This is a genomic window from Caballeronia sp. GAWG1-1, assembly GCF_023631465.1.
Taxonomy (GTDB): Bacteria; Pseudomonadota; Gammaproteobacteria; order Burkholderiales; family Burkholderiaceae; genus Caballeronia.
In genome coordinates, this window is record NZ_JALQDB010000002.1 from 60755 (window position 1) to 85767 (window position 25013).

The following is a 25013-nucleotide window of genomic DNA, read 5'->3' on the forward strand; positions in this document are numbered from 1 at the left end:
AGCGGCGGGTTACGATGGCGTCGACGTTGATCACGTCCATACTATTCCGCCGCTTGCCGTAGCTGACAAGCGGCTTTCTTTTTGCGCGCGGAGTTCATACCGCCGAGAGCATGTCGCCTTCCACGTTGAGCGATCCGCTGCGCGCCAATTCCCCGACGATCTTCTCCAGCAATGCGCGATGCTGCGCGGGCGCGGCAAGCGCGTTCGCGGCGGCGCGCATGGCGCGGGCAGATGCGGTCATCGCGAGCAAGGTGTCGAAGGGCATCGAACGCACGTCCATCAACTTGAAGACGATCAGCACTTTCAGCGCGTTCTTTGCGTTGCGGGCAGGGTCGGCACGCAGATAGTCGAGCCGCGACGCGGCCACGTCGAGTGCGCGCGCGACATCGGTGAAAGGCGCGCCGTGGCCTGGAACGACGACATCGACATCGAGTTGCGCGATGAGATCGAGCACCGCGCGCTCTTCCGCAAAACCGCTTTCGCCTTCGAGTTCCGGAAAAATCACGCCAAAGCCGTTTTCCCACAACGCGTCCGCGCTAATGAGGATGCGCGCCTCGGCGCAATACAGCATGAGCGAGTGCGGATCGTGGCCCGGCGCGCCCAGCACGGACCATTCGAAGCCGCCGAGCATGAGCGTGGCGCCATTCTCGACCGTGCCGTCGAACGTGAACCGGTCACAACGCTGCGCCGTGGCGTGAAACGTCAGCGCCTCTTCGTCCCAGACACGCACCGCGTGCGCTTCACTTTGCGGGATCAGCGTATTGCACGCATAGGTGCGTTGCAGCAGTGCGTTGCCGCCGCAGTGATCCGAATGCAAGTGCGTGTTGACGATCAGATCGAGCTTGCGCGCACCGAGCGCGTGCCGCACGAGCGCCAGCGTTTGCGGCGCGTGCGAGACGTAGCCCGTGTCGATCAACGCCGTGCCCTCATCGCTCGCGAAGAGCACGTTGTTCGACGACAACCAGCCGCGCTCGAACACCGTCATGGAAGCGGGCAGCGCGATCACGCTTGCTCCTTCGGCATGACGACGATAGTCGCCGTCGCCTCGATCACCGTCTCGCCAAGCTGATTCACCGCGCGGCCCGCGAGCTTCACCAGGTCGCCGCGAAGGCTCGTCTTCCACTTTGCATCGAGCACTTGCCAGCGCATGGCGAGCACGTCGTCGGCCTTCACCGCGCGCGTGAGCTTGATGCCGAACTCCAGTCCGAGCGGTTGCGCGTAAGTCGAGAAGTGTTCGGCGATCATCGCCATGAGATGCGCGGTCGGTTGCGTGCCCGACGCGATCAGCGAGCCGAAACGGCTGGCGCGCGCATACGCTTCGTCGTGATGCAGCGGGTTGGTGTCGTTGACGAGCGTGGCGAAGTGGCGAATGGAGTCCGCCGGCAAGGCAAGCGTCGCTTCGAACGATTCGCCGATACGCACCACGCGCGCGCCGCGACGACGGCTTTCGCCACGCGCGAGCACGTCGCGTTTCGCGTTATCGTCAATGGATGACCACGCCGCGATTTCGTCGATGGTGCGCAGGCAGCCGTCGCAGAAGCCCGTCTCCGGATTCATGCGACAGACGTCCACGCACGGCGACGCGACTTCGCCGTTCATGGTGCGCGCAAGGCGACATCGACAACCGGCGCGCCCGTCAGCGACACGAGTTCTTGCGGCGTCAGATTGAACACCGCGTGCGGATGACCCGCCGCCGCCCACAGGCTTTCGAGCGTGAGCAAGTCTTCGTCGATGAGCGTCACGGGTTCGGTCGCATGACCGATCGGACATACGCCGCCAATGGCATAGCCGGTCTTTTCGCGCACGAACTTCGCATCCGCGCGCGCCAGTTGGCCGACGCGCGCCGCGACCTTCGCTTCGTCCACGCGATTCGCGCCGCTTGCGATCACGAGCACGGGCGCGTCGTCGTCGCGGCGCCGGAAGAGAATGGACTTGGCGATCTGCGCCACGGAACAGTTCAATCCCGCCGCCGCTTCCGCCGATGTCTTGCCGGTTTCCGGCAGCATCACGACGGGCCGCGCGTGACCGCGTTCCTGCAACAGAAGCGCGACGCGGCGCGCGGAATCGGGAAGGTCATCGAGATTCTGTACTTCGGTCATTGCTTTCCTTTCCATCGAACGATCAACAGGTCAGACGCAGGCGGCAACGGCGTCACGCTGCTTGGCGAGCAGCGCCTTGCCCGCACGCGACGAACTCGGCTTGCCGATGGCGCGCGAAATGAAGTCGCCTGTCTCGACCAGTCGATCCAGGTCGATGCCCGTCTGGATGCCGAGTCCATTCATCAGATACACGACGTCTTCGGTCGCGACGTTGCCTGTCGCGCCCTTGGCATACGGACAGCCGCCGAGCCCCGCAACCGACGCATGAAATATCTCGATGCCTTCGAGCAGCGCCGCATAAATGTTGCCGATGGCCTGCCCATAAGTATCGTGGAAATGTCCTGACAGGCGTTCGCGCGGAAACGCTTTCGACGCCGCCGCCAGCACTTCGCGCGTGCGCTTGGGCGTGCCGACGCCGATGGTATCCGCGATATCGATTTCGTCGCAGCCGAGCGCCTTCATGCGCTCGACGACATCCACCACCGACGCCACGCTCACCTCGCCCTGATACGGACAGCCGAGCGCACACGAGATGCTGCCGCGCAGACGCAAGCCTGCGTCCTTCGCGGCTTTCGCGACCGGCTCGAAGCGCGCGATGCTTTCCGCGATGCTGCAATTGATATTCTTTTGCGAGAACGCCTCGCTTGCCGCGCCGAAGATGACGATCTCGTCGGCCTTTGCTTCGAGCGCGCCCTCGAAGCCGCGCAGATTCGGCGTGAGCACGGAGTAAATGGTGCCCGCGCGACGCTCGATGCCCGCCATCAACGCGCTGGCATCCGCCATTTGCGGCACCCATTTCGGCGAGACGAACGAAGTCGATTCCACATTGACGATGCCCGCACGCGCGAGCCGGTTCACGAGCTCGATCTTGGTTTCCGTGGCGACGAATTCCTTCTCGTTCTGCAAGCCGTCGCGCGGCCCGACTTCGACGATTTTTACTTGAGTGGGGATCATGCCTGTCTCCTGTTCCGTGACTTCCTGACTTCCCTGACTTACTGATGTCCCGATGCCCCGCATTCAATACCCTCGCGAAAAGTCCACGATACCGCCAATGGTTTCCCCGCGCGACAGCGCCTTGATCTTCGCCGCGATCTGCACGATGCTCTCCTCGCGCAACGTCTCCGCCGAGATATGCGGCGTGACCGACACGCGCGGATGCTTCCAGAACGGATGCTCCTTGGCCAACGGCTCGACATGAAACACATCGAGCGTCGCGGCGGCGAGCTGGCCGCTATCGAGGGCGGCGAGAAGGTCGTCATCGACGAGATGCGGACCGCGCGCCACGTTCACGAGATAAGCACCGCGCGCGAGCTTCGCGAAAGTGCGCGCGTTGAGAATGCCTTCGGTGTCCGGTGTATGCGGCAGCAAGTTGACGAGCACGTGCACGCCATCCAGAAACGCATCGAAGCGCTCGGGACCCGCATAAACCTCGACACCTTCTATTGTCTTCGCCGTGCGGCTGTAGCCTCGCACCGGCACGCCGAGCTCGAGAAGCCCGCGCGCCACTTCACCACCGAGAACGCCGAGACCCAGCACACCCACCGTGAACGATGCGCGCGCATGCTGCGTAAGTTTCCGCCAGCGTCCCTCCCTTTGCAGCGCTTCGTATTCGTCGAAGCGGCGCAGGTAGCGCAGAACGGCATACGTCGAATACTCGACCATTTGTTGCGCCATGCCGGTGTCTTCCAGACGCACGAGCGTGGCGTTCGGCGGCAACGTGCCGGGTTCCTTGCGCTCGACATCGAGGATTGCATCGACGCCCGCGCCGAGATTGAAGATGGCCTTCAATTCCGGCCGGTTCGCGAAGAGTTCGCGCGGCGCGCGCCAGACGATGGCGTAATCGGCGGGCGCGGTGTCGCCAGGCTGCCAGATGCGCAGATCGGCGTCCGGCAGTTCGCGGCGCAAACCGCCGAGCCATGCGTCGGTGTCCGCGTGCTCTTCGTAGAAGATGATTTTCAACGTCCGCCTCCGTCGTTCGATCCACCCATTCTAAAGGGTGCAAAAGCGTGCGGTTGCATCCGCGAGCATATCGACATGACGATTGATTCGTTCGTCCTTGCCGCGCGCCACGCGAAAATGCAAGGTGGACAATGTCAGCGAGAACCGCACATGACGACCAGCAATCGAACACCGCGCCCCGCGCTGCTGACGGTGCCCGGCTTGCACGGCAGCGAGGGCGCGCACTGGCAAAGCTGGCTCGAGCATCAGTATGCCGATACATCGCGTGTCGAACAGGCAGACTGGGACGCACCGCATCTCGACATCTGGGCGAACGCGGTGCTCGCGCAACTAGCGACCATTCGCCGTCCTGTCGTGCTCGCCGCGCATAGCTTCGGCTGTCTCGCGACGGCGCACGCGCTCGCGCAGAATCGAACCGATGCCGAAGTCGTCGGCGTATTGTTCGTCGCGCCCGCGAGCCCGGAGAAGTTCCGTTTCGCCGGTCACTTCGAGCCGACGCGTCTTGCCGTGCCTTCCATTCTCGTCGGCAGCGAAACCGATCCGTGGATGCCGCTCGACCACGCGCGCGATCTTGCAGCACGGCTTTCGAGCGCGTTCGTGAATCTCGGCGATGCCGGTCATATCAACACGGCGGCGGGTTTCGGTCCGTGGCCGCGCGCGAAATATTTCATCGACACGCTGGCTCAATATGCTTACCCTGCTGAAAGTTTCGCGGGCGAAGTCTCCTTGCACGAGCACGCGTATGGCTGATGCGCCCGGTTTCATCGATGAACATGAACCATCCGGCCGCCATCGCGCGGCCTTTCTTTTGCAATCGCATTCTTGAGGACGATATGGCGGGATACAGTAAGCGCGTGCTGATGGCAGCCGCGGCGCTCTATATGACGGCGGGCATCGCGCATGCCGATACTTCGTTGCTCAACGTCTCCTACGACGTGACGCGCGAACTGTACAAGGACATCGATACGGCGTTCATCGCCGACTACAAAAGCCGCGCGGGCGAAACGGTGACGGTGAAGCAGTCGCATGGGGCGTCGAGCGCGCAGGCGCTGTCGGTGCTTCAGGGACTGCAAGCCGATGTCGTGACGATGAATCAGCCCAACGACATCGACCTGCTTGCCGAACGCGGTCAACTCGTTCCGGCCAACTGGCGCACGCGTCTTCCGAATGGCAGCGCGCCCTACACGACGACCATGGTGTTTCTCGTGCGAAAGGGCAATCCGAAGAACATCAAGGACTGGAGCGATCTCGCGCGGCCGGGCGTGCAAGTGATCATCGCGAATCCGAAGACTTCGGGTAATGGCCGCTACACGTATCTCGCGGCGTGGGGCTACAAGAAGCAGCAGGGCGCAACGGATGCGCAGGCGCTGGACTTCGAGAAAGCGATCCTCGCCAACGTGCCGACGCTTGACACCGGTGGGCGCGGTGCGACCACGACCTTCACGCAGCGCAATATCGGCGACGTGCTCGTGACTTTCGAGAACGAAGTCGGTCTGATCGAAGCAGGCGTCGGCGCGAAGGACTTCGATGCGGTGTATCCGTCATCGAGCCTGCTGGCGGAGCCGCCGGTCTCCATCGTCGACAAGGTGGTGGACAAGCGCGGCACGCGCAAGGAAGCGCAGGCGTACGTGGACTTTCTTTACACGCCGCAAGCGCAGGAGATCATCGCGCAGCATCATTTGCGGCCGCGTAACGCGGAGGTGCTGGCCAAGCATGCAAGCGAGTTCAAGCCGCTCAAGACGTTCACGGTGGAGCAGATCTTCGGCAGCTGGCAGAAGGCGCAGCAAACCCATTTCGCCGATGGCGGGACTTTCGATCAGGTGGTCGAGAAGAAATAACCGAAAGGGCTCGCCACGCGCGAGCCCTTTTCTTTTTACTCTCCGCTCAGTTCGAGCAGCCGCGTTCTTCCGCGCTGACGTTCTGCGCCGATTCCGCGCGCATTCCCAGACGCTCGATCAGCTTGCGGTCCGCTTCGGCTTGCGGGTTGCTCGTCGTGAGCAACTGATCGCCGTAGAAGATCGAGTTCGCGCCCGCCGCGAAACAAAGCGCCTGCAACGCTTCATCCATCTGCTCGCGTCCGGCCGAAAGACGGACCATCGCCTTGGGCATGGTGATACGCGCCACCGCGATCGTGCGCACGAACTCGAAGGGATCGAGCGGCGCGGTGCCCGTGAGCGGCGTGCCGGCCACTTGCACGAGATTGTTGATCGGCACCGACTCCGGATACGGCTCCATGTTGGCGAGCTGCGAGATCAAACCGGCGCGTTCACGCCGCGACTCGCCCATGCCGACAATCCCGCCGCAGCACACGTTGATGCCCACATCGCGCACGCGTTCGAGCGTATCGAGCCGATCCTGATACGTGCGCGTCGAAATGATCTGGCCGTAGAACTCGGGCGACGTATCGAGATTGTGGTTGTAGTAATCGAGGCCGGCATCGCGCAAGCCTTCTGCCTGATGCGGCTCCAGCATCCCAAGCGTCACGCAGGTTTCCAGTCCCATTGCCTTGACGCCGCGAATCATGTCCTTGATCGGCTCAAGATGGCGATCCTTCGGATTGCGCCACGCCGCGCCCATGCAAAAGCGCGTCGCGCCGTTGGCCTTGGCGGCTTCGGCGGCCTTCAGCACTTCATCCACGGCCATCAGCTTGTCGGCTTGCAGGCCGGTGTCGTGATGCACGGACTGCGGACAGTATGCGCAATCTTCCTCGCAGCCGCCGGTCTTGATCGACAGAAGCGTGGAAAGCTGTACCGCGTTCGGATCGAAATGTTCGCGATGCACCGTTTGCGCGCGATACAGCAGGTCGTTGAACGGCAGGTCGTAAAGCGCGACGATATCGGCGACTTTCCAGCGCGCCTGCGCGGGCGTTCGCGTCGGCGCGGAGGTTTGCGCGGCAGTTTGCAACGATGCGTTGGCAGTGATGGTCTGCGTCATGAATTCAGTCCTTGAGTAAAAGCCGGTCGAGCAGAAGGCGCGTGTCGAGATGATCGGCGGCGCGCGCGGCGTCGGATGGCGCGAAATGCGGAATCACGCCGATGAGCGGTGCATCGAGCCGGTGTTGCAGCGAATGAATGTTTTCTTCCGGATAAAGCATGTGCGGATCGACGCGATTCGCCACCCAGCCCGCGATGCGCAAGCCGCGCGACGTGATCGCCTCGGCGGTCAGCAACGCATGGCTGATGCAGCCGAGCCGCATGCCGACCACGAGCACGACCGGCAGCTTCAGCGCGACGGCGAGATCCGCGGTGTCATGGGTATCGTCTAGCGGCACGCGAAAGCCGCCCACGCCTTCCACGACGACGATATCCGCATGATCGCACGCCACGCGATGCGCCTTTACGATGCGCCCGATATCCAGCGCAATGCCTTCACGCGCGGCGGCGATATGCGGCGCAATCGGCTCGCGCATCATGAACGGCGTGCGAATGGCGGGCGGCAGCGCGACGTTGGCGGCGGCATCGAGTTGATCGGCGTCTTCGTTATGCAGCACGCCGTCACGTTCGATTGCGCCGGACGCGATGGGTTTCATCGCGGCGGCGCGCAAGTTCGCGCGCGCGAAGCCATGCAACAGCGCGCACGAGACGAAGGTCTTGCCGATCTCCGTATCGGTGCCGGCGACGAATAGCGATAAAGCGGTCATGTCGTTTCTTTACTGAGCGTGCCAAGTGCTTCGTCGAGTCGGGCGAGGTCGTCGTCGCCATGCGCGGCCGATAACGAAATGCGCAAGCGCGATGTCCCCGCGGGCACGGTCGGCGGGCGGATCGCGGGAACCCAGAGGCCTCGTTTGTCGAGCGCGGCGGCGAGCGCGAGCGTTTCGTCGTTGCCGCCGATGACGAGCGGCTGCACCGCCGTCTTCGATTCGACCGGCAACCAGCGTGTGCGTTTCAACATGCCGCGCGTCGTTTCGATGAGCGATGCCAGATGCTTGCGTCGCGCATCGCCGTCTTCGCTGCCGATCAACCCGATGCTCGCGGATACGGCGTGCGCCACGGCAGGCGGCGACGCGGTCGTGAAGATATAAGGCCGCGCGCGCTGGATCAACCATTCGATGACCGTCTCGCTTGCCGCGACGAACGCGCCGGAAACGCCCGCCGCCTTGCCTAGCGTGCCGACGTAGACGAGATGCGGCGAGCGCAGCGCGAATTGCGCGAGCGCGCCGCGACCTTGCGGACCGAGCACGCCGAAGCCGTGGGCATCGTCGACGACGAGCCACGCACCGTATTTCTCCGCGAGTTCCACGAGACTTTGCAACGGCGCGATATCGCCGTCCATGCTGAACACGGTATCCGTCACGATGAGCTTCGTCGTCGCGTCCGCTTGCGATGCATCGAGCATGGCGTCGAGCGCTTCCATGTCGGCGTGCGGATAAATTTGCACCTGCGCGCGCGAGAGCCTGACGCCATCGATCAGCGACGCATGATTCAGCGCGTCGGAGAACACCATCGTGCCGCGTCCGGCGAGCGTCGAGATCACGGCGAGATTGGCCATGTAACCGGTGCTGAAGTAAAGCGCGCGCGGGTTGTCGACGAAGCCGCCGGAAAACGCGGCGAGATCGTCTTCGAGTTGCGCGTGGGCGCGTGAATGGCCGCCCAGCAGATGCGAGCCGCCGCTGCCCGCGCCATACAGCGACGCGCCTTCGGCAAGCGCTTCCCGCAGCGCTTCGTGGGCGGCGAGACCGAGATAGTCGTTGCTCGCGAAGCCGATCATCGCGCGGCCATCGACGGTCATATGGGCCGAACACGCGCTGTCGATGGTTCTGCGACGGCGGCGCAAACCGCGCGCGTCGATATCGGCGAGTCCTTGCTGCAGCGTTTCGTAGAGCGCTTTCGATGTATCGCTCATGCGGAGGCCTCGGCGGCGGCCAGCGTGGCATCGAGCGTTTCGCGCGTGCGCCTGGCGAGCAGCGCGAGTTCGTCGTCGGTGAGCACGTATGGCGGCATCAGATAAACCGTCTTGCCGATAGGACGCAGCAACAGTTCGCGCTGCAGCCCCAACTCGAAGAAGCGACGCGAGAACGCGCGATCTTCGGTGACGACATCGAACGCGAAGATCGTGCCGCGCTCGCGCAGATTGCGCACGCGTTCATGCTTCACGAGCGGCTGCAAGGCCTCGCGCAAAAGCGCGGCTTTGCGGCGATTCTCCGCGAGCACGTTGGCGCTTTCGAACAGATCGAGCGTCGCGAGCGCGGCGCGGCATGCAAGCGGATTGCCCGTGTACGAATGCGAATGCAGAAAGCCGCGCGTGACGTCGTCATCGTAGAAAGCGGCGTAGATGTCATCGCGCGTGAGCACGATGGAAAGCGGCAGATAACCGCCGCTGATGCCCTTCGACAAGCACACGAAGTCCGGCCAGATGCCCGCTTGCTCGCACGCGAAGAAAGTGCCGGTGCGGCCGCAGCCGACCGCGATCTCATCGGCGATCAAATGCACGCCGTGTTCATCGCACAGGGCGCGCAAGCGGGTGAGATACGACGCGTCGTACATCGCCATGCCGGCCGCGCATTGCACGAGCGGCTCGACGATCACGGCGGCGAGATGCGCGGCGCGTTGTTCGAAGAGCGCGCGCATGGCGTCGATGGCTTCGTCTTCGCCACTCGCCGCCGGCGATGCGACCACATGCGCGTGGCGGATCAGCGGATCGTATGCGTCCTTGAAGAGCGCGACATCGGTCACGCCGAGCGCGCCGATGGTTTCGCCGTGATAGCTGTTCGCCATGCACACGAACTCGCGCTTTTCACTTTGCCCACGGTTGCGCCAGAAGTGAAAGCTCATCTTCAACGCGATCTCGACGGCGGACGCGCCATCGGACGCAAAAAAAGCATGACCGAGCGTGTGCCGTGTGAGCGCGGACAGGCGTTCGGCCAGTTCGACGGCGGGCGCATGCGTGCAGCCCGCGAGCATCGCGTGTTCGAGCGTATCGAGTTGATCCTTGAGCGCGCGGTTGATGTCGGGATTCGCGTGGCCGAACAGATTGACCCACCACGAACTGATGGCGTCGAGATAGCGGTTGCCCGCCGGGTCGTAGAGCCACGCGCCCTTGCCGCGCGCGATGGGCACGAGCGGCATGCGCTCGTGGTGTTTCATCTGAGTGCACGGGTGCCACACCGCGGCGAGCGAGCGCGCGACCCAGTCCTGATTGTCTTCTGTGTTCAAAAACGGCTCCCAGGCGGCGCATGGCGCCAGCCGGATACATCGGGCAAGCCGCGAGGGCCTGCGCTATTCGAGGATTGCGCCTGACTTCGCGCGCTTCGATTATGGCGAAAATATCCGGAAGCTTCGCTTTTCGGCCGGGTCCTGGATCGCCTGCGCACGCTTCCACGAAGTCGTGAAAAGTGCGATCGCGGCTAACTTCGCCGAACGGACCGCCAACACGGGCGAAAGAAGCAAAAACGCCGGCGCGAGGCCGGCGTTCAAAAAATTTTGGAGGGAAGAAGCGTATCAGCGCGATGCCGTCTGCGTTTGCTCGCCCGCTTCGTTCCACACGACGGCGTTATCCACCGCGTAGAGCTTGCAGGGATCGGCGCTCTGCTTCTGGCAACTGGCGAGCGCGACGGACATCGGGTCGTCGCCGCCTTCGGCCCACGACCACGCGCCCGAGTTCGACACGGCGAACGCGCGGCTCGAATACTGGCTCAGGAAGTTGCGATAGCCGTTGCGGCCGCTTTCATCGATGAAGGGCACCGACTGCACGGCATCGAGGTTCGCAAAGTCGGTGGCCTTCGGCGAATGCGGCTCGGCGACCTGATATTGCACCGTGGTCGGCATGCCGACTTGCGCGAGGAACGCCTTCACGCGCGGCCACCAGACCTGCACGCCGTCGCGGTCGCCGACGAGCCGATGCGCGTCGTTCTTGTAGGTGCCGAAGTCGGTCATCTGCGCGCGTGCGCCGTGCGACACGAATGCGGCATACATCTGCGTGGACAAGTCGCCTTGCCACACCGAATCGTTGTCACCGTAGAGCCACAGCGAAGGCAAACGAACGTTCTCGCCATAAGCGCCGAAGGCATCGACGAGATTCTTCTGCCAGCCGGTGCATTCGTCCTGACGCAGACCGCCCGAGAAATTGATGAGACCGCGCACGCCCGGCGCCGCGACCGCTTCGCGCGCACCGTAGGCCATGGTCGTCAAGCCGCCGTGCGAAGTGCCGCCCACGACGATATGCGTCTTGTCGACATAAGGCTGCTGGCTCATGTACGCGACCGCTGCGGCAACGTCTTCCGCCTGCGCGAAGCCGTTGGCTTCGACATCGCAACCATGGCCGGCGTAGTCGCCGCCCGAGCCCGCGAAGCCGCGGCGATTCGGCACGACCACGACATAGCCATGACGCACGAACTCGCGTGCGAGCGCGACCGGCCGATTGCGCGGTTGGGCGTGCGAGTCGCCGGGGAGCTTGCCGTGGTTGAAGACGATCATCGGGAAAGGACCCGCGCCGTCCGGTTTGAAAACGGTCGTTTCGAGCGAGATGTCGGCTTCGGGAATTTGAACGATGCTTTCGTTCAGACCATTGCCGACGACCGGAAGGTGAGCGTCGAGCGCGTCGGGTATTTGGCCGAAGACGGGGGCTGAAAGCCCTTCGGAGGGGCGAACGCCGCCGATCGGTTCGGCTTTCACGACAGTCGTGATGAACGATGTCGCAAGTGAGCACACCATGCTGCATCCGACCAACCAGGTTCTGATCGCCATCCCTTAACTCCGCCTCGCTCCGATTAAGGCTTGATTGGCTTGGCCCCAAATGCACGATTGAAGTCACAAACCTATCTCGCTGCTCATGATGAGCAGTATCGAATGCGGGTTCCGGGAGCCATGCCCAGAAAAGGCATGACAATTGGCTTCAATACGGGGCTTCGCTGCGAACATCGGGGCGCGGTAATGACAGCGCCCTGACGTGAAGAGAGATTAACTGTTCAAAATTGCACTGCACAATAAGCGTAACCCCGTAACCATTTAATTTGAAAGGAGAAATCAAGGAAATTAATACTGAATTGGATTTATATGTTTTAAAGAGACATTTACTTTTCTTTTACGTCACCGTCGATATAGACCCAGTGGCCGGCGTTGTCGCGGCAAAAGCGGCTGGCTTCGTGCAAGCGATGCGCTCGCCCTTCGACCTTGTAGCGCGCGACGAATTCGACTTCCTCGTGTTGTGTATCGATCACAGCGTGACGTTTGATTTGCAAACCGAGCCAGCGTGTGTGCGTGTCGTTCGAGACATCGAGATCGGGCGGGCGGGTTTTGTCGTCCCAGGTCGCGCGCAGGTAGGTCGTATTGCCGAGGACGTAAGCGGTATAGCGCGAACGCATGAGTTCCATGGCGTTCGCCGGAAAGGCGCCGGCTTCGATAAAGCGCCCGCAGCACGCTTCATAACGCGGCGCGCGGGCGTTCGGACGTTGATTGGGCGATGCTCCGCCGCAAGGACATTCCACCGGCTTCATTGATCCACGCTCGGCATGTCGATGCGCCCCGGCTGGTTCTTCACGCGCGCAAGCCACGCGCGAATGGCCGGATAGCTAGCGAGATCGAGACCGGCTTCATCCGCGACATGCGTGTATGCGTAAAGCGCGATATCGGCCACCGTGTAGCGCTCTGCGGCGAAGAACGTGCGCGTGGCGAGATGCTGCTCCATCACGTCGAGCGCGCGGTACGAACCAGCGATCTTGTCGGGCAGCCGCGGATCGTCGTGCTTCTTCAGGAACTGCTTGATGAAGCGCGCCACCGCGACATATGGCTCATGACTGTATTGCTCGAAGAACATCCATTGCAGCACGCGCGCGCGTTCGAGCCGGTCGGCGGGCAGGAGCGGCGTGCCATCGGCGAGATAGCAGAGAATGGCGTTCGATTCGGTGAGCGCCGTTTGTTCGTCGATGACGAGCACCGGAACCTTGCCATTCGGATTGAGCTTCAGGAACGACTCGGTGCGCGTGGCGCCGTTCATCATGTCCACTTCGTGCCAGACGTAGGGCAGATTCAGTTGTTCAAGCGCGAGCCGCACCTTGTAGCAGTTTCCCGATGACGAAACGCCATGTACCTGATAAGTCACGTGCAATCTTCCCTTGTTATGGATGGTCGTGGCACGGCGCCAACTCTTTAGACCAGTTCGATACCCATGGCCGTCGCTTCGCCGCCGCCGATACACAAGCTCGCAACGCCGCGCTTGAGCCCACGAGCCTTCAGCGCCGCAAGCAAGGTCACGAGAATGCGCGCGCCGGACGCGCCGATAGGATGTCCGAGCGCACACGCGCCGCCGTTCACGTTGACCTTGTCGTGCGGCAGATCGTGCTCGCGCATCGCGGCCATGGCGACTACGGCGAAGGCCTCGTTGATTTCGTAGAGATCGATATCGCCGGAACGCCAGCCGTTCTTCTCGAACAGCTTGCGAATGGCGCCAACCGGCGCGGTCGTGAACAACGCGGGCTGCTGCGCGAACGTGCTGTGACCCACGACTCGCGCGAGCGGCGTCACGCCCAACCGCTTGGCGGTGGATTCGAGCATCATCACGAGCGCGGCGGCGCCATCGGAGATGGACGACGAATTCGCGGCCGTCACCGTGCCGTCCTTGGCAAACGCGGGCTTGAGCGATGGAATCTTCTCGATGTTCGCTTTGAACGGCTGTTCGTCGCGCGCGATGACCGTATCGCCCTTTCTGCCTTGCACCGTGACGGGCGCGATTTCCCAGGCGAAGGAACCGTCGTCGTTGGCGCGCTGAGCGCGTCGCAACGACTCGACGGCAAACGCATCTTGCGATTCGCGCGAAAACTCATACGACGACGCGCATTGCTCCGCGAACGCGCCCATGAGACGCCCCTTGTCGTAAGCGTCTTCGAGGCCGTCGAGGAACATGTGGTCGAGCACCTGACCGTGACCCATGCGCATGCCGCCGCGCGCCTTCGGCAACAGATACGGCGCATTCGTCATGCTTTCCATGCCGCCCGCGACGATCACATCGGCCGAGCCTGCCAGCAGCATGTCGTGCGCGAACATGGCCGCGCGCATGCCCGAGCCGCACATCTTGTTGATGGTCGTGCTGCCGGTGGAAAGCGGCAAGCCCGCGCCGAGCGCCGCTTGCCGTGCAGGCGCTTGACCTTGGCCCGCAGGCAGCACGCAGCCCATGATCGCTTCGTCGATCCGCGCGGGTTCGAGACCCGCGCGTTCGCATGCCGCGCGAATCGCGACCGCGCCGAGCTGCGGCGCGGTCATCGCGGCGAAATCGCCCTGAAATGCGGCCATCGGCGTGCGTGCCGCCGATACGATGACCACGGAATCCTTCGATGTCTCACTCATGTTTCAGCTCCTTGATAACGCCTTGAATGACGGCGGGAACGTCGCCGAGCCGCGCCGCATCCGACGCGATCACATCGTTCGCCGCGGCATGCGCGCCGCCGCGCGTCAACGCGGCGAGGCATGCCTGATAGGTTGAATCCACCTGGTCTTGCGCGCTGATCATCATGCCCATGTTGCGCAAGCGGCCATCGTGCACGCCATAGGTCCAGCCGTGCACGGTGAGGTCCTGACCGCGCGCCCACGCGTCGTTGACGATGGTCGTGCGGCACACGTTGAGCGTCTGCTCGATGGTATTGAGTTCGACCAGACGCCGGTGCCGCGCTTCTCCAACCGGCCATTCATCGAGCAGCGCCGCGTGTTTTTCGCGCACGTCCTCGACGTGCCGCAACCAGTTGTCCGCGAGACCCACGCGCTGGCCGACGAGCGCCGCACCCACGCCCGAGCAGCCGTAGTGGCCGACGACCATGATGTGCTTCACCTTCAGCAAGTCCACCGCGAACTGAATGACGGACAGCGCATTGAGGTCCGAGTGAACGACCACGTTCGCGATGTTTCTATGCACGAACACTTCGCCGGGCGGCAAGCCGATGATCTGGTTCGCCGGCACGCGCGAGTCGGAGCAGCCGATCCACAGATACTCCGGCGCCTGCTGGTGCGCGAGGCGCGTGAAGAACTCCGCGTCGTCGGATAGCTTGCGTTCGACCCACGCCTGATTGTTGTCGAAGAGATGGGCGAGGGGATGGAAGGCTTGGTCGTTTTGCTCAGTCATGGTGATGGTCGTGTTTCGGGTACTTGCGCGCTCGATGATGTATCAAGCCGCGCGTATCGATGCCGTTGCCTTGTCGAAACGCTCCGGATAGCGGATGCAGAATCGCAGGGCCCGGTCGTAGGGGAAAAAATCGGCGAGTTCGCCTCGTTGTAGCTGCTCCTTGTGACGCTGCCACAGCGCGGGATCGAAAAAATCCGCGTGATGACGCATGAATGCTTCGCGCACGCGCGGATCGCCGAGCAGGAACGTGCCGTACGTCTCCGGAAAGATGTCGTGCGGCCCGACGGTATACCACGGTTCCCCGGACAGCTCGTCTTCCTCGTAGCGCGGCGGCGGCACGCTACGCACGTTGCAATCGGTCAGATACTCGATTTCATCGTAATCGTAAAACACGACACGCCCGTGGCGCGTCACGCCGAAATTCTTGTACAGCATGTCGCCGGGAAAGATGTTCGCCTGAATCAACTGCTTGATTGCGTCGCCATATTCGCGGATGCCGTGATCGACGTCCGCGTCGCTGCCGCCTTGCAGAAAGAGATTGAGCGGCACCATGCGCCGTTCGATATACACGTGCTTGATGACGAGCTTGTCGCCTTCGTATTCGATCATCGAAGGCGCTTCTTTTTCCAGTTCGCGGATCAGCGCATCGTCGAGGCGCGCAAGCGGCAGCGCGACGCTCGAATATTCGAGCGTGTCGGCCATGCGGCCCACGCGGTCGTGACGCTTGACGAGTTGATACTTGCCCTGAATCTTCTCGCGCGTGGTTTCCTTCGGCGGCGGAAACGCGTCCTTGATGAGCTTGAACACGTAAGGAAACGAAGGCAGCGTGAACACGATCATCACGAGCCCCTTGATCCCGGGCGCCACGATGAAGCGATCGCTCGAATGTTTCAGATGATGCAGCAGGTCGCGATAGAACAGATTCTTGCCCTGCTTCTGCAAGCCCACCGAGGTATAGATTTCGGCCTTCGGCTTGCCCGGCATGATGCTGCGCAAGAACTGCACATACGCGGACGGCACTTCCATGTCGACGAGAAAGTACGAATGCGAGAAGCTGAAGATGACGAGCAACTGCTCCCGGTTCAAGAGCACGGTGTCGAGCGCCAGCAAGTGCGGCTGCGTGTGACGGATGGCAACCGCGAACGGAAGTAAGGCATCGCCATTGATGATGCGCCCGACGACATATGCCGCCTTGTTGCGAAAGAACAGCGACGAGAGCACGTGAATCTGAAAGTTCGGCGCGGGCGTGAGTTGGCCAAAGGCCTCTTCGATTGCATCCACCACGCAATGCACGTCGCGCGGCAAATCCTCGAACGAAGGCTCCAGCTGAAAGTTCGTGACGATGCGTTCGAGCGTGGCCTGCAGCCCGTCTTTCTCGGGGTAATACGCGCGATACGTCGGCTTGGCGGCGGGCTCGTCGTTCTCGATGTATTCGGTCGAAATGGCGGGCCGCACGAAGATGAAATCGTTGTTGAAATACGAGCGATGCAGGATCTTGCAGCACACCGAGTTGAAGAACGTCTCCGCGCATTCCGGCTGCCGATGCGTCGTCAACAAGCCGATGAAGTGCAGCTTGATCTGCTGCCAGATTTCATCGTCGATGGTCTCGGCGTCGTACTCGTCTTCCAGCGATGTCACGCATTCCGCGACGCGATCGTCATAAGACGCGATGCGGTCGCGTGCGCGTTGCGCGAGCGCTTGCCAGTTGCCTTCCTCGAACAGATGCTTCGCCTCGACTGCCGCTTCGCGAAAGACGCGGTAATGGCGATCGAAGCCTTCGAGTATCGTCTGCGCGACATCGAAGCCTATTTGCGACGAGAGCAGCTTGGGGAAGTGATTCATGTCGGCTGGGCGTCTCGTTGGCCATCATGCGGCTTTGGCTCTGCGGGCGCGCTTTTCGACGCCAGCGGCAAGGAGCGCGCGGCCTTGCTTCTCGTATGTTTCGAGTTCGGCAAGCGTCGTGGTGAGATCGACGAGTTGCCGCTCAAGCACTTCGCGATGCGCCGCGATGGTATCGACAAAAGCCTGCAACTGCCGCGTGCCGCCCGTGGGCGAGTCGTACAAGTCCAGCAGCGTGCGAATCTCCGACAACGTAAAGCCGAGCCGCTTGCCGCGTAGCGTGAGTTTCAGGCGCGTGCGATCGCGTGACGAATACACGCGCCGCAGGCCGTTCGCGCCTTCGCGCTCGGGCGCGAGCAGACCGTGGTCTTCGTAGAAGCGAATGGCGCGCGACGTGATGTCGAACTCGCGCGCCAGTTCGGTGATGGTGTAGTGAATGGCTTGAGTCATTGCCGGCGCCGGAGCACGTGATCACACATGCGACGTTAGAATGAGGTTTACGTTATCGTCAACCTGGCGAAATTGCAACGTGGCTTGAACCCGCATTCATGCTCACTTCAGAGGCGCAAAAGAATGAACGCACTCGAACATCAACTCGATTATGTTTTTGCCGACGAATTGCCCGAAGCGGGGCGCGTGAAGGAAGTCGCGCCTGGCCTTTACTGGCTGCGCATGCCTTTGCCGTTCGCGCTCGATCACATCAATCTGTGGCTATTGCGCGATGAGATCGATGGCGTGCAGGGTTGGACCATCATCGATTGCGGCATCTCGAACGAAAATATTCGCGCGAACTGGGAAAGCGTGTTCGACAGCGCGCTCGACGGCTTGCCTGTGCTGCGCGTGATCGTCACGCATTGCCATCCGGATCATCTCGGTCTTGCCGACTGGATCTGCAAGGGTGGCGACAAGGCACGCTGGAACGTGCGTCTCTGGATTGCGCTCGGCGAGTATGCAATGGGCCGCGTGATGGCCGCGGGCGATGGCTCGAACGCGGGCGGCGAGCGCGCGGCGAAGCACTTCGGGGCGCATGGTCTAACGGACGAGGCATCGCTCGATGCATTGAGAAAGCGCGACAGCTATTACCCGACGCTCGTGCCTTCCATCCCCGCCGAGTTCCGCCGTATCCGCGATGGCGACCGCATCGCGATTGGCGGACGCGAATGGCAAATCATTTCGGGCTACGGTCATTCGCCCGAACATAGTGCGCTGTATTGCGCGGCGGACAAGTTGCTCATTTCCGGCGATATGGTTTTGCCACGCATCTCGACGAACGTGTCCGTGTTCGCTATCGAGCCGGAAGGCAATCCGCTTGCGCTATATCTCGAATCGTTGGGACGCTACGAACACTTGCCCGCCGATGTCCTCGCCTTGCCTTCGCATGGCAAGCCGTTTCGCGGCGTGCTCACGCGTATCGGTCAGTTGCGGGACCATCATCGCGCGCGGCTTGCGGAAGTGGTCGAGGCGTGCACGCAGCGTCCGTGCAGCGCGGGAGATATCGTGCCGATCATGTTCAAGCGCAAGCTCGATATCCATCAGATGACCTTCGCACTTGGCGAAGCGCTCGCGCATCTGAACTTGTTGTGGCTGGATGGCACGCTTACGCGCGAGACGGGCGAGGACGGGGTGATCCGGTACTCGCCCGCGTAAAACCCCTCACTGCACCGACACAGCCCCGAAGTTCTGCCGCCCGAACGGACTCACGTTAAAGCCGCTGACGTTGGCACGCGTGATTGCCGCCGCAGTCGGATAAACGAGCGGAATCCACAGTGCCTGATCGTGGATGATCTTCTGCGCGTCCACATAAGCCTTCGTGCGTTTCGCGACGTCGGAGGTGACCTTGCCATCCGCGATGAGCTTATCGAGTTGCGGGTCGCAGAAGCGCGCGAAGTTGATGCCCGACTTCACCGCATTGCAACTGAAAAGCGGCGAGAGGTAGTTGTCCGGATCGCCGTTATCGCCGGCCCAGCCCATGAAGAGCATGTCGTGCTGGCCCTGCTTGGCTTCCTTGATGAGTTCGCCCCACTCGATGATCTTCACCTGCGCCTTCACGCCGATCTTCGCGAGATCCGCCTGCAGCAGTTCGGCGCCAGCTTTCGGATTCGGATTCAGCACACTGCCGTTCGGGCGCACCCAGATGGTCGTTTCGAAGCCATTGGGCAAGCCTGCATCCGCGAGCAGCTTCTTCGCGGCATCGGGCGAATACTTGTACGCCGCGATGTTCTTGTCATAGCTCCACGTGTTCGGCGGATACGGGTTCACAGCGGGCGTTCCCGTGTTTTCGAACACCGTCTTCGTATAGGTGGTGCGGTCGAACGCCATGTTCAACGCCTGGCGCACCTTCGGGTTATCGAGCGGCTTCTTCTGCGTGTTCAGCGCGACGAACGCGGTCATGAATGCGGGCGTCTCGCTAACCTTCAGCGACTTGTCCTTCTTCGCGTCGAGCACGTCCTGCGGCTTCGGCGACAACGCGATCTGACATTCGCCCGCCTTGATCTTCTGCGCGCGCACGGCGGCGTCCGGCGTGATGGCATAAATCAGGCGATCGACTTTAGGCTTCGGCCCCCAGTAGCTCTGATTCACGTCATAACGGATCACCGCGTCTTTCGTATAACTCTTGAGCACGAACGGACCGGTGCCGACAGGCTTGCTGTTCAGATCGACTTGCTGGTTCGCTTTCAGCAGCTTGTCCGCATATTCCGCCGAATAGATCGATGCGAAGCCCATCGTGAGGATCGGCACGAAGGTCGCGTTCTGCTCGTTGAGTTCGAACTTCACCGTTTTGTCATCGACCTTGGTCACGGCCTTGATGAGCTTCACGAGACCCATCGATTGCGCATGCGGAAAGCCGCTCGCGCCCGCGATCTTGTGCCAGGGGTTGCTGTCCGACAACATGCGCTCGAAGGTGAAGACGACATCGTCGGCATTGAGCGGACGCGTCGGCTTGAAGTAGTCGGTGGTCTGGAACTGCACGTTCGGACGCAGATGGAACGTGTAGGTAAGACCGTCGCTGCTGAGGTCCCACTTCTCGGCGAGCGCGGGCGCGACTTTCTTCGCGGCCTCGTCGTATGACACGAGCGTGTTGAAGATGACATCCGCCGACGCGTTGGTCGTGACGAGCGAATTGAACTGCACGACATCGAAGCCGTCCGGGCTCGATTCTGTACAGATGGTGAGCGGCTTGGCCATTGCGATAAGCGGCGCGGCGGCGAACGTCGCGGCGATGGCGGCAGCGAAAAGTGTGTTGCGCATGAGATCTCCCGTGACCCGGCTGGTCACATTACGATTGTTCTTGTGGCTGGTTTTACCCTGTGCGCGTGTGGCAAGCAAGTAGCGCATCCGCGCGGCTAGGTTAGCGAAGCGCTCGCCGCTCGACAACGAATCGTTGCGCATACGCTTATGCCTCGAACGCGCCGTGCGGGTTGCCGAACCGGGCGGCTCAGGCTACACTGCCCCGGTCTTTGGGGAGTAGCCTTCCTTCCATCAGCGAAGGAGAACGCGTCAACATCCTCGGCCTTGCTGCCGTGGCGCGTTCGACCGGTCGGTGCTGTCGCATTCCGGCGGTTTGGCGAGACCATCGATGCGCTTTGTCGTTCTTGGTCGGACGGCGCATGGCGCATCGTGGTTCGCTGAACGTCCGACCGTGGAATCATCGTGTCCCCACAACTACAAAAATCCCTGTCTCGCTGCGCGCTCATTCGCGCCCGCGCGTTGCATCGTTTCCCGCGAGGTGCCGCATGACGATGCTTTTCGTCGAACTCGCGTTGATGCTCGCCGTCATTCTTATCGCATCGGAACTCTTCACCAATGCGCTCGAACATCTCGGCGAACGGCTCGGCATATCGGAGGGCGTGACTGGATCGCTGTTCGCGGCGGTCGGCACGGCGCTGCCGGAAACGACCGTGCCGATCATCGCGCTGCTGGGCGGCACGGCGAGCCGTTCGGTTAACGAAGAAATCGGTGTCGGCGCCATTCTTGGCGCGCCACTCATGCTCGCGACGCTTTCCACTTTCCTGATGACGCTCGCGGTCATCAAATCGCGTGGCTTGCGCGGCCGGATCATGCCCGAGCGCAGCGGCTTCACGCGCGACCTGAACTTCTTTCTCGTCGCGTTCCTGATTGCGGCCGGCGCCATGTTCGTGCCGCATCATGCGTGGCAGGTGCGGGCGATGTTCGCGGTCGGCCTCGTCGGCTTATACGTGATCTACGTGATCACCACGTTCAAGGCATCGGCGAGTCTTGTCGAAAGCGGACACGGCACGGAAGCGCCCGAGCGTCTCTTCATCACGCGCGTGGGTTTGCCGAACGGTATCGGGTCGATCATGCTGCAGTTCCTGATCGGCATCGTGCTGCTCGTCGGCGGGGCGAAGGGCTTCATCCACGGTGTGGAAGGCGTGTCGGCGGCGCTTGGCATATCGCCGCTCTTGCTCTCGCTCATCATCATTCCGATTGCGACCGAACTGCCGGAAAAGGTGAACAGCATTCTCTGGGCGCGACGCGGAAAAGATACGCTCGCGTTCGGCAACATCACAGGCGCGATGGTATTTCAGGGCACCTTGCTGCCGGGCATCGGCATCATGCTGACGCCGTGGGAGCCGCGCGTGGAAGTGCTGACCGGCGTGCTGATCACGCTCGCGGCGGCGGCATGGCTGCGCTTCAACGCGCGCGGCAATGGCGTGGTGTTGTGGGCGTTGCTTGGCAATGGCATCTTGTACGCGGCTTATCTCACCTTAACCCTCAGCCGCTGAAGCCTTCGAGCGACGCAAATAAAAAATGCCCGCGCGAGGCGGGCATCAAGAGCGAAGCGCCGCGTCATGTCTGACGCGTTCTTCTCGTTGTTCTTATTAAGGTTATCGGCGCGTGCCGGAAAAACTTTAGAAGCGCGCGGCTTGTTGATATCGTCCGGCGGCTTTCGCCTGATCCATCGACTTGCGGTACGCGGTCGAAAGCATGGCTTGCGCGGCGTTCGCACGGCCCATCGTTGCTTCGATGCTCGCCTGAATCCGGCGAATGGTCGCGAGCGATTCAGCCGGCTGATTCGCTTCCACGGCCATCAGGAGCGGCGTGCGCGCCTCTGTGAGTTCGGCCGCGCGCGCCCAGTTTTCTTCGTTGACCGCTGCTTCGATCGCCTCGGTCAGTGCCCAGGCGTGTTGAATCATTTCTTGCTGGTTCATGTTCGTTCCTTACGACTTGTTGCTTGCCAGCGCGCCCGCGCTGTTGGTGCCGCCGAAGAGCGCGGTCAGGTAGCTGCCCTGCGTCGCCATCTGCGACATCAGCGTGTTGAGCGCGGTGAACTGATCGTTGTAGGTCGTGGTCAGTTGCGCCGTGTAGGAAGCGAGCGCGGTTTGCTGGTCCGTGATGCTCGAAAGATCGGCGGTGAGCGCGGTCGTGCGCGTATCGACAATACCGCCTGTCGCGAGAAATCCGGTCAGGCTGTTGTTCAGTTGCGCGGCTACGCCCGTGCTCGAATTGAAGAGCGATGCCACCGCGCCCGAGTTGCTCGACAATGCTGCGGTCAACGCGTCTTCGTCGGTCTTGAGCGTGCCGTCCGGTTGCAGCGTAATGCCGATCGATGCGAGGTTCACCTGGCTCGTGCCGGAACCCACGCCCTTGGCAATCGTGCTGGAAAGGGCGTTGCGAATGGTGTTCATCATCGAGTCGCCGAGCAGCGCGCCGCCTTGCGAACCGGCTGCCTGGGTCGAGTCGAACGAAGTCAGCGACGCGGCCGTCGTGATGAAGTTGTTGTACGCGGTGACGAAACCATCGATGGCCGTCTTCTGCGTGGCCGTGTCCTGCGCGATGGTCAAGGTCTGCGTCGTGCCGACCGCGTCCGACGTGAGATTCAGCGTCACGCCGGACAGCGCCGTCGTGACCGCATTGGTCGAGCTGCTGGCAGGCGTGCCCGCGATGGTGAAGTTGGCGTCCATGCCGGCCGTCGTCTGCGTCCAGTTCGACGAGCTGATGGCCGTCTGCGCCGGAACCGCATTGCCGTTCGAGTCTGTCGTGGCAGCGCTCAACGTCGATGCCACGTTGAGTTTGGACAAACCATTGTCGTCGGGCGTCGTGCCGTCGGACTGCATGTTCGGCGTGACCGCCACGGTAATGCCGTTGGCCTGGCCCGTCGACGCCGAGCGCAGCACGAGGTGCGCGCCATCGGTGCCGTTGACGACCGCCGCCGTGATGCCGGGGTTACCGCTTGCCTTGTTGATCGCGGACGCAATGCCCGCGAGCGTGTTGTTCGAAGAGTCGATGCTGATCGACATGTCCTTGCCGCCCACCGACAGCTTCATCGTGCCCGTGCCGAGTTGCGCGGTGCTGGTGAACGCGGTGGAGGTAAGCGATTGCGAGGTGGCGATATTGCTGACCGCGACGGAATAAGTGCCCGCGACCGCGCCGGTGCTGGCCGTGCCGGTCAGACCCTTGCCGCTGCCGGTCGCCGTGAAGGCGCCGAGCGTCGTGCCGTCCGCGAGCGAACTCACCGAGCTTTGCAAAAGCGACAGCACGGACTTGAGCGTGCCGACCGCGGTGAGCTGGGTGTTGTCCTTGGTTTGCTTGGCTGTCAGCGCATCCGTCTGTCCGGCGACCTTCGCGTTGACGATGGCGGTGACGAGCGAGTTCACATCCATCGTGGAGTTGGTCGAGCCACTGATGATCGACTGCGCGGCTTGCTGGACGGCGCTGGTCGGATCGACCGTGGATGCCGAAGTGGTTGCTACCGTGGACATGTATGGCTCCGTTTCTGGCTTCTTGCCGTGAGCGGTTGAAGATGCGTTTTACTGCACCGTCAGCAGGCGACTCGTCATGAAGGCGCCTCTGGCGGAAATGCAAATCGGGAGGCAAGCCTCCCTGGGTACGTCGCCGGCGCGCCGTGATCGAGACGCGCCGGTTACTGCGTCGGCGATGCTTAGCCGAGGAGCTTCAGAACCTGCTGGGGCATCGAGTTCGCTTGCGCCAGAACCGAGATACCAGCTTGTTGCAGAACCTGAGCCTTCGAGAGGTTCGCGGTTTCTTGCGCGAAGTTCGCGTCGGTGATCTGCGACTGAGCGGACGACAGGTTGGTCGACTGCGCGGTCTGGGTAGCGGCAACCGAGCTGAAGCGGTTCTGCACGGCGCCCAACTGAGCTTGCAGCGAGTTCACTGCGTCCAGTGCGTTGTCGACTGCCTCGATTGCGGACGATGCGCCGTTCGCCTTGCTGATGTCGATTTGCGACACTTGCGGCGGCGTGTTGTTCGCGGTCAGCGCGCCGACTTCGGACGTTTGAGCTGCGGTTGCCGAAGGAACGTTGGTGCTGTTCAGGCTGATGCTCGTGCTGCCTGCGGACAGACCCGTGAACACGTTCGACGAGGCGAACGAGCTGCCAAGTGCCTTGTTGTCCTGGTCGGTGAACGTGTAGCCGCCGGAGCCGTCAGCGATGACGTTGACCGACGTGATCGTTGCCGCGGTGGAAGCTGCGGATGCACCCGTGTCGCCCAGGCTCAGACCGTCGACCGTGCCGATGACCGTGCCCTTCTGCGGGTTGCTGCCGCCGAGCGACAGAGCCGAGACGTTTGCTGCCGAGCCGAGGTCGATCGTGATCGACTGGCCGACGTTCGCGCCAACCTGGAACGTCTTGCTGCCGGCGGTGCCGTCGAGCAGGTTCGTGCCGTTGAACGTGGTTTGCGACGAGATACGGTTGATTTCGCTGATACGCTGCGTCACTTCTTGTTGCAGCGAGGTCTTGTCAGCCGTCGACAGCGAGCCGCTCGATGCTTGCACGGCCAACTGACGGATACGCTGAAGGTTGTCCGTGATCTGCGACAGACCGCTCGAAGCCGTCTGAACCATCGACACGCCGTCGTTCGCGTTCGAAACGCCTTGGTTCAGGCCGTTGATCTGCGAGGTCATGCGCGAAGCGATTGCGAGGCCAGCTGCGTCGTCTGCTGCGCTGTTGATGCGCTTGCCCGACGAAAGACGCGTGATTGCCGACGACAGTGCGCTTTGCGTGCCGTTCAGGTTTTGCTGAGCGACCAGCGAGTTGATGTTGCTATTGATACCGATCATTTTGTTTCTCCGATGAGGCCTGGCGCATTTAT

The 25013-nt window shown here is 62.2% G+C and carries 24 protein-coding genes and 1 riboswitch; of the genes, 4 read left to right on the forward strand and 20 right to left on the reverse strand.

The genetic code is table 11. The features are described 5' to 3' along the window. Positions 1–94: 94 nt before the first annotated feature. The 5 genes from NCT03_RS00640 to NCT03_RS00660 form a co-directional block, all read right to left on the reverse strand. The gene (locus NCT03_RS00640) at positions 95–1006 is read right to left on the reverse strand and encodes an MBL fold metallo-hydrolase (protein WP_250491666.1); all 912 of its coding nucleotides are present in this window, start codon (positions 1004–1006) and stop codon (positions 95–97) included. Next, a complete protein-coding gene (locus NCT03_RS00645) occupies positions 1003–1557 on the reverse strand; it encodes an FAS1-like dehydratase domain-containing protein (protein ID WP_250491774.1) in 555 nt (184 codons plus the stop codon). Before NCT03_RS00645 ends, NCT03_RS00640 begins: the two co-directional genes overlap by 4 nt. Before the next feature lie 38 nt (positions 1558–1595). Continuing rightward, on the reverse strand, positions 1596–2099 hold the full coding sequence (locus NCT03_RS00650; protein WP_250491667.1) for a YbaK/EbsC family protein: 504 nt from the start codon (positions 2097–2099) through the stop codon (positions 1596–1598). A gap of 30 nt (positions 2100–2129) precedes the next feature. Beyond that, positions 2130–3053 (reverse strand): hydroxymethylglutaryl-CoA lyase, encoded by a 924-nt coding sequence (locus tag NCT03_RS00655; protein WP_250491668.1) that lies wholly within the window; start codon positions 3051–3053, stop codon positions 2130–2132. A gap of 63 nt (positions 3054–3116) precedes the next feature. Beyond that, positions 3117–4058, reverse strand: coding sequence for a 2-hydroxyacid dehydrogenase (locus tag NCT03_RS00660; protein WP_250491669.1), 942 nt, complete (start codon positions 4056–4058; stop codon positions 3117–3119). A 150-nt stretch (positions 4059–4208) separates the two neighbouring features. Between NCT03_RS00660 and NCT03_RS00665 the strand changes: the two genes are divergently transcribed. Beyond that, positions 4209–4808: an RBBP9/YdeN family alpha/beta hydrolase gene (locus NCT03_RS00665; protein ID WP_244826782.1), complete on the forward strand. Its 600-nt coding sequence runs from the start codon at positions 4209–4211 to the stop codon at positions 4806–4808. Positions 4809–4918: 110 nt separating this feature from the next. Further along, positions 4919–5896, forward strand: coding sequence for a sulfate ABC transporter substrate-binding protein (locus NCT03_RS00670; RefSeq protein WP_250491775.1), 978 nt, complete (start codon positions 4919–4921; stop codon positions 5894–5896). 46 nt (positions 5897–5942) lie between these two features. On the opposite strand, the gene bioB is transcribed toward NCT03_RS00670, so the two are convergent. From bioB to NCT03_RS00725, 11 genes are all read right to left on the reverse strand, one after another. Further along, positions 5943–6992: a biotin synthase BioB gene (gene bioB / locus NCT03_RS00675; protein WP_250491670.1), complete on the reverse strand. Its 1050-nt coding sequence runs from the start codon at positions 6990–6992 to the stop codon at positions 5943–5945. A gap of 4 nt (positions 6993–6996) precedes the next feature. Further along, positions 6997–7698, reverse strand: coding sequence for a dethiobiotin synthase (gene bioD, locus NCT03_RS00680; RefSeq protein WP_244826784.1), 702 nt, complete (start codon positions 7696–7698; stop codon positions 6997–6999). Beyond that, on the reverse strand, positions 7695–8900 hold the full coding sequence (gene bioF, locus NCT03_RS00685) for an 8-amino-7-oxononanoate synthase (protein ID WP_250491671.1): 1206 nt from the start codon (positions 8898–8900) through the stop codon (positions 7695–7697). Before bioF ends, bioD begins: the two co-directional genes overlap by 4 nt. After that, positions 8897–10210 (reverse strand): adenosylmethionine--8-amino-7-oxononanoate transaminase, encoded by a 1314-nt coding sequence (locus NCT03_RS00690; protein ID WP_250491672.1) that lies wholly within the window; start codon positions 10208–10210, stop codon positions 8897–8899. Before NCT03_RS00690 ends, bioF begins: the two co-directional genes overlap by 4 nt. A 285-nt stretch (positions 10211–10495) precedes the next feature. Next, a complete protein-coding gene (locus NCT03_RS00695) occupies positions 10496–11740 on the reverse strand; it encodes a dienelactone hydrolase family protein (protein WP_250491673.1) in 1245 nt (414 codons plus the stop codon). Between the two features lie 326 nt (positions 11741–12066). Continuing rightward, positions 12067–12489 carry a YchJ family protein gene (locus NCT03_RS00700; RefSeq protein ID WP_250491674.1) on the reverse strand — a complete coding sequence of 141 codons (423 nt, stop codon included), beginning with the start codon at positions 12487–12489 and terminating at the stop codon, positions 12067–12069. After that, on the reverse strand, positions 12486–13094 hold the full coding sequence (locus NCT03_RS00705) for a glutathione S-transferase family protein (RefSeq protein ID WP_250491675.1): 609 nt from the start codon (positions 13092–13094) through the stop codon (positions 12486–12488). Before NCT03_RS00705 ends, NCT03_RS00700 begins: the two co-directional genes overlap by 4 nt. 47 nt (positions 13095–13141) lie before the next feature. Then, positions 13142–14335 (reverse strand): acetyl-CoA C-acetyltransferase, encoded by a 1194-nt coding sequence (locus NCT03_RS00710; RefSeq protein ID WP_250491676.1) that lies wholly within the window; start codon positions 14333–14335, stop codon positions 13142–13144. After that, complete coding sequence (gene can / locus NCT03_RS00715; RefSeq protein ID WP_250462664.1) at positions 14328–15104, reverse strand: carbonate dehydratase; 777 nt, start codon at positions 15102–15104, stop codon at positions 14328–14330. Before can ends, NCT03_RS00710 begins: the two co-directional genes overlap by 8 nt. A 42-nt stretch (positions 15105–15146) precedes the next feature. Next, positions 15147–16946 (reverse strand): bifunctional isocitrate dehydrogenase kinase/phosphatase, encoded by a 1800-nt coding sequence (aceK, locus tag NCT03_RS00720; protein ID WP_244826792.1) that lies wholly within the window; start codon positions 16944–16946, stop codon positions 15147–15149. Positions 16947–16970: 24 nt separating this feature from the next. Next, a complete protein-coding gene (locus tag NCT03_RS00725) occupies positions 16971–17393 on the reverse strand; it encodes a MerR family transcriptional regulator (RefSeq protein WP_250491677.1) in 423 nt (140 codons plus the stop codon). A 123-nt stretch (positions 17394–17516) separates the two neighbouring features. On the opposite strand from NCT03_RS00725, the gene NCT03_RS00730 reads away from it, so the two are divergent. After that, on the forward strand, positions 17517–18590 hold the full coding sequence (locus NCT03_RS00730) for an MBL fold metallo-hydrolase (protein ID WP_250491678.1): 1074 nt from the start codon (positions 17517–17519) through the stop codon (positions 18588–18590). A gap of 6 nt (positions 18591–18596) precedes the next feature. Here NCT03_RS00730 and NCT03_RS00735 read toward each other — a convergent pair whose 3' ends face one another. Next, positions 18597–20192, reverse strand: a complete 1596-nt coding sequence (locus NCT03_RS00735; protein WP_250491679.1) for an ABC transporter substrate-binding protein — start codon at positions 20190–20192, stop codon at positions 18597–18599. Between the two features lie 199 nt (positions 20193–20391). Beyond that, positions 20392–20556: riboswitch (yybP-ykoY riboswitch) on the forward strand. A gap of 121 nt (positions 20557–20677) precedes the next feature. Between NCT03_RS00735 and NCT03_RS00740 the strand changes: the two genes are divergently transcribed. Continuing rightward, positions 20678–21688: a sodium:calcium antiporter gene (locus NCT03_RS00740; RefSeq protein ID WP_250491680.1), complete on the forward strand. Its 1011-nt coding sequence runs from the start codon at positions 20678–20680 to the stop codon at positions 21686–21688. Between the two features lie 126 nt (positions 21689–21814). On the opposite strand, the gene NCT03_RS00745 is transcribed toward NCT03_RS00740, so the two are convergent. From NCT03_RS00745 to NCT03_RS00755, 3 genes are all read right to left on the reverse strand, one after another. Beyond that, positions 21815–22114, reverse strand: coding sequence for a flagellar protein FliT (locus tag NCT03_RS00745; RefSeq protein WP_244826797.1), 300 nt, complete (start codon positions 22112–22114; stop codon positions 21815–21817). A 9-nt stretch (positions 22115–22123) separates the two neighbouring features. Further along, the gene (gene fliD / locus NCT03_RS00750; protein ID WP_244826798.1) at positions 22124–23665 is read right to left on the reverse strand and encodes a flagellar filament capping protein FliD; all 1542 of its coding nucleotides are present in this window, start codon (positions 23663–23665) and stop codon (positions 22124–22126) included. A 179-nt stretch (positions 23666–23844) separates the two neighbouring features. Continuing rightward, a complete protein-coding gene (locus NCT03_RS00755; RefSeq protein WP_250491681.1) occupies positions 23845–24981 on the reverse strand; it encodes a flagellin in 1137 nt (378 codons plus the stop codon). Positions 24982–25013 lie beyond the last annotated feature (32 nt).